Annotated in this window: 4 protein-coding genes and 1 pseudogene (1 of these 5 running past the window's edge); 2 read left to right on the top strand and 3 right to left on the bottom strand. The window is 63.9% G+C overall.

Annotated features, from left to right (window positions below):
- Window positions 1–66 precede the first annotated feature (66 nt).
- Window positions 67–2,799 (bottom strand): preprotein translocase subunit SecA, encoded by a 2,733-nt coding sequence (gene secA, locus EOB80_RS31195; protein ID WP_127269308.1) that lies wholly within the window; start codon window positions 2,797–2,799, stop codon window positions 67–69.
- Window positions 2,800–3,067: 268 nt separating this feature from the next.
- Here secA and EOB80_RS31200 point away from each other — a divergent pair, with 268 nt between their 5' ends.
- A complete protein-coding gene (locus tag EOB80_RS31200; RefSeq protein WP_127321229.1) occupies window positions 3,068–3,985 on the top strand; it encodes a peptidylprolyl isomerase in 918 nt (305 codons plus the stop codon).
- Between the two features lie 66 nt (window positions 3,986–4,051).
- Here the strand turns inward: EOB80_RS31200 and EOB80_RS31205 are convergent, their stop codons facing one another.
- Entirely contained in the window at window positions 4,052–4,651 is a 600-nt protein-coding gene (locus tag EOB80_RS31205) for a TetR/AcrR family transcriptional regulator (protein ID WP_127331751.1), read from the bottom strand.
- A 307-nt stretch (window positions 4,652–4,958) separates the two neighbouring features.
- Entirely contained in the window at window positions 4,959–6,188 is a 1,230-nt protein-coding gene (locus EOB80_RS31210) for a caspase domain-containing protein (RefSeq protein ID WP_127331753.1), read from the bottom strand.
- Between the two features lie 170 nt (window positions 6,189–6,358).
- Between EOB80_RS31210 and argJ the strand changes: the two are divergent.
- Window positions 6,359–6,734, top strand: a pseudogene (gene argJ / locus EOB80_RS31215) (bifunctional glutamate N-acetyltransferase/amino-acid acetyltransferase ArgJ) (it continues 858 nt past the right edge of the window).

A 6,734-nucleotide genomic window follows, 5' to 3' on the forward strand; every position in this document is an offset into this window, starting at 1 on the left:
CCCCTCATCCGCCCTTCGGGCACCTTCTCCCCGTGAACGGGGAGAAGGGAAAAAAGCGCCGCGCCCTTACGCGAACGCCCCGTGGCAGTGCTTGTACTTCTTCCCCGAACCGCAGGGGCAGGCTTCGTTGCGGCCGACTTTGCCCCAGGTGGCCTGGTTGTTGGGGTCGCGGTCCTCGGGAGCGACGACGGCGGTTGTCTCCGGGCGGACCAGGAGGGCGGTTTCGCCGCCTTCGAAGTCGTTCTCGCCGGTGGTGCCGTCGATGTGGGTGCCGAACATGTCGGGGGCTTCCGGGGGCGGCGCTTCGGCGGCCTGGCGGACCAGTTCGACGCGCATCAGCTGCGCGGTGACGGCCTGGCGCAGATTGCCCAGCATGGCCTGGAACAGCTCGAATGCCTCGCCCTTGTACTCCTGCAGCGGATCGCGCTGGGCGTAGCCGCGGAAGCCGACGACCGAACGCAGATGGTCGAGATTGACGATGTGCTCGCGCCACAGATGGTCGAGCGTCTGCAGCACAACCGAGCGCTCGACATAGTTCATCACCTCAGGGCCAAAACGCTCGGCGCGCTCCTTGGCGGCGGCTTCGGCGGCCTGCCCGATGCGCTCGCGGATGTCGTCCTCGGCGATGCCCTCTTCCTTGGCCCAGTCCTCGACCGGCAGGTCGAGGTTCAGGAACTCGGCGATCTCGGCCTTCAGCCCGGCAACGTTCCACTGCTCGGCATAGGCGTTTTCGGGAATGGCCTTGGCGACGATCTCGTCGATGACGCCTTCGCGCATCTCGGCGATCGTTTCGGAAAGGCCTTCGCCGTCCATCAGTTCGATGCGCTGCTCGAAAACCACCTTGCGTTGGTCGTTGGAGACGTCGTCATATTTCAAAAGGTTCTTGCGGATGTCGAAGTTGCGCGCCTCGACCTTCTTCTGCGCCTTTTCCAGCGCCTTGTTGATCCACGGATGGATGATCGCCTCGTCTTCCTTGAGGCCGAGCTTCTGCAGCATGCCGTCCATGCGCTCGGAACCGAAGATGCGCATCAGGTCATCCTGCAGCGACAGGAAGAATTTCGAGCGGCCGGGGTCGCCCTGTCTTCCTGAACGACCTCTAAGCTGGTTGTCGATGCGGCGCGATTCGTGGCGTTCGGTGGCCAGCACGTAGAGGCCGCCGGCGGCCAGCGCCTTTTCCTTCAGCCGCTCGATGTCGGCAATGATTTCCTTTTCCCGCGCCTCGCGCTCGGGTCCGGCCGGCATGTCGCCGAGCTCTTCCTCGATGCGCATCTCGGCATTGCCGCCGAGCTTGATGTCGGTGCCGCGGCCGGCCATGTTGGTGGCGATGGTGATGGCGCCGGGCTTGCCGGCCTGGGCGACGATCGCCGCCTCGCGCTCGTGATGGCGGGCGTTCAGCACTTCGAAATCGGTAAAACCTTCCTTGCGCAGGCGCTCGGCCAGCTGCTCGGACTTTTCGATGGAGGTGGTGCCGACCAGCGTCGGCTGGCCCTTGGCGCTGGCTTCGCGGATCTCCCTGACGATCGCCTTGTATTTCTCTTCGACCGTCCGATAGACCTCGTCGTCCTCGTCGATGCGCACGACGGGCAGATTGGTCGGAATCTCGGTGACTTCGAGGCCGTAGATGTTGCCGAATTCCTCGGCCTCGGTCAGCGCCGTGCCGGTCATGCCGGAGAGCTTCTTGTAGAGGCGGAAATAGTTCTGGAAGGTGACGGAGGCCAGCGTCTGGTTCTCCGGCTGGATCGCCACATGCTCCTTGGCTTCGAGCGCCTGGTGCAGGCCTTCCGAATAGCGGCGGCCCGGCATCATGCGGCCGGTGAACTCGTCGATGATGACGATCTCGCCGTTGCGGACGATGTAGTCCTTGTCCTTCTGGAACAGCCGGTGCGCCTTCAGCGCGTTGTTGACGTGGTGGACGATGGCGACGTTCTCGACGTCGTAGAGCGACTCGCCCTTGAGCAGGCCGGCGTCGCGCAAAAGGTTCTCGAGCTTCTCGGTGCCTTCCTCGGTGAAGATCGAGGTCTTCTGCTTCTCGTCGATCTCATAATCCTGCGGCTGCAGCTGGATGATGAAGGTGTCGATGGTGTTGTACATTTCCGAACGGTCCTCGAGCGGACCGGAAATGATCAGCGGCGTGCGCGCCTCGTCGACCAGGATGGAATCGACTTCGTCGACGATCGCGTAATTGTGACCGCGCTGCACCATCTGGGCGCGCTCGTATTTCATGTTGTCGCGCAGATAGTCGAAGCCAAGCTCGTTGTTGGTGGCGTAGGTGACATCGGCTGCGTAGGCGGCGCTTCGCTCCTCGTCAGACAGGCCATGGACGATGACGCCGACCGAGAGGCCGAGGAACTTGTAGACGCGGCCCATCCATTCGGAGTCGCGGGTGGCCAGGTAATCGTTGACGGTGACGACGTGGACGCCCTTGCCGGCGAGCGCATTGAGGTAGACCGGCAGCGTCGCGACCAGGGTCTTGCCCTCACCGGTGCGCATCTCGGCAATACCGCCATTGTGCAGCACCATGCCGCCGATCAGCTGGACATCGAAGGGGCGCATGCCGAGCACGCGGCGCGCTGCCTCGCGGGCGGTGGCGAAGGCCGGTACCAACAGGTCGTCGAGTGTGGCGCCGTTGGCGATGTCCTGGCGGAATTTCGCGGTGCGGCCGACCAACTCCTCGTCGGAGAGCGCCCGCATCTCGTTTTCCATGGCGTTGATCGCCTCGACACGGGGCCGGGTCGATTTGACCCGACGGTCGTTGGAGGAACCGAAAACCTTACGGGCGAGACCGCCGAGACTGACCATCCAATGGTCCTTTCGATAGAATTCTCAATCTTGAGATGAGCGCCGGCCGGCCCCATCAATTCCACGTGAACACTGGCAAACACATTAGTGAACACTGGCAAACACAAAAAGCGCCCGGAAAACGGTTCTGGACGCAAAGTCGTTGGACAGATAAGAGGGGGCTCAACTGATGTCAACGCCGCGCTGGCCCTGCTGGCTGCGCCAAATTCCGCCACAATCTGGCCGATCTGGAAGCACCCTCTTAACAATCCCCACCGGAGTCCACCCTATGTCCCTGTTGTTCCGCCGCGCGTCGCTCGCCAGCCTTGGCTTGGCCGTCGGCCTGTCGGCCCTTTCGCTCTCGCCATTGATGGCGCAGCAAACCGCTCCCGCCCCGGCGGATGCAGCAGCGCCGGCCGCGGCACCGGTCGATCCGAATAAGGTTATCGCCACGGTCAACGGCCAGCCCCTGACCGAAGCCGATCTGGTGCTTGCCGAAGGGGAGTTGTCACAGCAGTTCGCGCAATTGCCGCCCGAGCAGCGCCGTGCCGCAGCGCTCTCGGCTGCCATCGAGATCCGTGTCATGGCCGCCCAGGCGGTCACATCAGGGCTCGACAAGGATCCCGACTTCCAGCGCCGCATGGCTTTCCTGCAGCAGCGCGCGCTGCATGGCGAGATGGTCGAGAAGGGCGTCGTCGACAAGGTCACCGACGCCGAGGTCCGCGCCCGCTACGACCAGGAAATCGCCAACACGCCGCCCACCAACGAGTTGCATGCCCGTCACATCCTCGTGAAGACCAAGGAAGAGGCCGAGGCCATCATCAAGCAGCTCGACGGCGGCGCCGACTTCCAGAAGCTCGCCACCGAGCACACCAGCGATCCCTCGGGCAAGACCAGCGGCGGCGATCTCGGCTGGTTCGGACCTGGCCAGATGGTGCCGGAGTTCGACAAGGCGGCCTCCGCGCTCGAGGTCGGCAAGTACACCGAGCAGCCGGTGCAAACGCAGTTCGGCTGGCATGTCATCAAGCTCGAGGACAAGCGCACCAAGCAGCCGCCGGCCTTCGACGACGTCAAGGACCAGGCCAAGCAGGCGGTCATCCGCGACAAATATTTCGCGCTGGTCAAGTCGCTGCGCGCCGGCGCCAAGATCGAGATCCCCGACGCGAACCTGAAGAAGACGGTCGATACGCTGGAAAGCGCCAAGTAAGACTGATAGCTCTTTGAAAAGGGCGCGGCAGCCAGGGGTTGCCGCGCCCTTTTCATCGCCGTTTTTTTAAGGGGCGGGCGCCGCTATGCCTCGCATCACGTAGTTGACCGCCTTGCCGATGGTGGCTTCGTTCTCGTCGAGCCGGTTGGTCAACAGATGTCTCCAGGCGAAGGAGGCGATCAGGTCTGCGACAACAGCTGAATCGATTTCGGCCGGGATTTCGCCCCTTGCCTTGGCGCGTTCGATGATCTGGCCGGTATGGGAGCGTCGGCCCAGCGAGTAGTCGGCAAGGGCCGCGGCAGCGGTCTCGTCCGACTGTGCCTCGGCGATCAGCGACCGGAACACGCTTCCCGACGATGTGTCGCGCCAGTGAGCGAACAGGTTTTTCAGGAAGCCGACGAGATCCTCCTCCAGCCGCCCGGTATCGGGAACCTCGACGCGCTTCTGGCGCTGGTAGACCTCAAGCAGCAACGCCGCCTTGCTCGGCCACCAGCGATAGATGGTGGGTTTGCCGGCGCGAGCCCGCCGCGCCACCGCCTCGATCGAGAAACCGGCATAACCGCCTTCGACCAGCACGTCCTCGGCGGCTTGGAGAATGGCCTCGGCGCTGTCAGGGTTGCGCCGCGCACCGATCGATCTGCGCGCCGCATCGGCGTCCTCGGCCATCTCTGTCGTCCTCGCCAACACTTCGCCGGCAATATAGGTGACCCGACGCTCAAACGAAACGGCACGTTTTCAAGCTTCAGGAACGGATGGTAGCGGCAGGGGTTAAGTTTATTCCCTGGAGTCGACCGGCGTGTCGGTTGCGAAGCCCCAAAAGCAAAACCCGCCGGGGCGGCGGGGTCACTGGCTCAAATCAGCACCATGGGCAAAAATGTAGCATAGCTGCCCTCACCGAGTCAAGAATAAATTCCTACCAATATGCGACCGGCACAAACTTACTGACACCGCCGGACCGGTCGTCGGACGATGTCTACTGCAGGGCTTGCGATGTCTCGGATTCGATACGCCAGCCGCCGTCGACCTTGACCAGCCCAAGCGTAACGCGCGCCTTGCCGGTCAGGCGTGCCGCCGACTTGTCCTTTGGAAGATAGTCGTAGCGCATCGCAAAGACTGCCTCGGCGCGATCTTCGCCCTGTGGAGTGACCTCCAAGCTGCCGGCCTCCATGCTTAGCGACCAGGAGGCCCACTGCGCGAACCAGTCGGCCTTGACCTTGACGATGGCGTCGGCGTCGTAGCGGGTTCCGAAGATGGTCGCCGACGGGCCGTAGAGCCGTTTGACGGTCTCACTCATCGCCTTGGCGTCCGGCGCCAGATAGTCCTGGCGCAGGAAGTTTTCGATCGATCCCTTGTCGTCGCCGACGGAGCGTTCAAGTGCGGCGACTTCCGTCGAAGGCGCCGGCGCCGCGGCCGGCCTTTGTGGCTCTGCGGGTTGTCCGTCCGGGACGAATTCGAAGCGTTCGAGCAGCGATCCCTGCTCCCAGGGGCGCTGGGTTTCGCGGGTTTGCGAAACCACGTCGCGGCGCACCGCGATCATCATGTCGTTGATGCTCTGGCCGGGCTCGGCGATGTGGCGCAGCAGGGCGGCGGCGAAGGGCGAGTTGCGTCCGCTGCCGTCCATGGCGACAGCGCCAGGTGCCGTCGAGAAGGCGATGAACGAGCCGCGCGTCGAATCGAACTGCGCCAGCCCGGCCAGCGCCTTCGCCGAGCGCGTGGTGGCGGTGCGGCTGAGACTGCGGGCAAATGGATTGTTGCGGCAGGCATCGAGAAACACCAGGCTGACCTTGGTCTGCTGTTCCATGATGTCGAGGACTTCGTCGATCGGCACGGCCTCGAGCTGCAGCTTGACCGGCACGTCCAGCCTGGCATCGACCGGCACGATGTAGTTGCGCCCCTCGACCTGCAGCCCGTGGCCGGCATAGTAGAAAAGCCCGGCGCCGGCGCCCTGGAGCGCATCGGAAAACGCGCCGATGCTGCGTTCGAGTTCACGCTTGCCGAGATCATTGCCCTCGATCACCTCGAAGCCGATCGAGCGCAGCTTGTCGGCGATGTCGAGGGCGTCGTTGACTGGGTTGGCCAGCGTGCCGGCTTCGGCGTAAGTGCCGTTGCCGATGACAAGCGCCACGCGCCGTTGCGGCTGCGCATCCGCGCTCAGCAGCAAAAGTCCCAGAAATGCCCATGCAAGGATCGCAAGCCTGCCCATGGGGCAGATCATAACGCCATCGGCCCCGGCGACGCCACCGGATTTGAAATGCAGGCCTAACCACGAGCGGGTTCGAACTCCCGGGCAAGAGCGACGAAAACGCCCTTGCGCCCGCGCGGTCTATCGGGCAAACCGGCCTTCCCCTGCGATTTTTCCCGCCCGAGGCCTCCATGTCCACGACGATTTCGCCGCTCGCGCCGAAGAAATACCCCAAAATGCCGGAGATCGAAGGGGTGCGCATCGCCACCGCCGAGGCAGGGATAAAGTACAAGAGCCGCACCGATCTTTTGACCATGGTCTTCGATGAAGGCACCGCGGTCGCCGGCGTGTTCACGAAATCGAAATGCCCTTCGGCGCCGGTCGATTTCTGCCGGCAGAATCTCGGTGCAGGCAAGGCCCGGGTGCTGGTCGTCAATTCCGGGAACGCCAACGCCTTCACCGGCAGGAAAGGCCGCGAGTCGACCGCGCTGACCGGCGAGGCGGCGGCGAAGGCGGCCGGCTGCACGGCAGCGGAGGTTTTCCTGGCCTCGACGGGCGTCATCGGCG

This window comes from Mesorhizobium sp. M7A.F.Ca.MR.245.00.0.0, assembly GCF_003997415.1.
Taxonomy (GTDB): Bacteria; Pseudomonadota; Alphaproteobacteria; order Rhizobiales; family Rhizobiaceae; genus Mesorhizobium.

Excerpts from the sequence above, each read along its gene's own strand:
- EOB80_RS31210 (WP_127331753.1), bottom strand. The coding sequence starts at position 6,188 with ATGGGCAGGCTTGCGATCCTTGCATGGGCATTTCTGGGACTTTTGCTG.
- secA (WP_127269308.1), bottom strand. The coding sequence starts at position 2,799 with ATGGTCAGTCTCGGCGGTCTCGCCCGTAAGGTTTTCGGTTCCTCCAAC.
- EOB80_RS31200 (WP_127321229.1), top strand. The coding sequence starts at position 3,068 with ATGTCCCTGTTGTTCCGCCGCGCGTCGCTCGCCAGCCTTGGCTTGGCC.
- EOB80_RS31205 (WP_127331751.1), bottom strand. The coding sequence starts at position 4,651 with ATGGCCGAGGACGCCGATGCGGCGCGCAGATCGATCGGTGCGCGGCGC.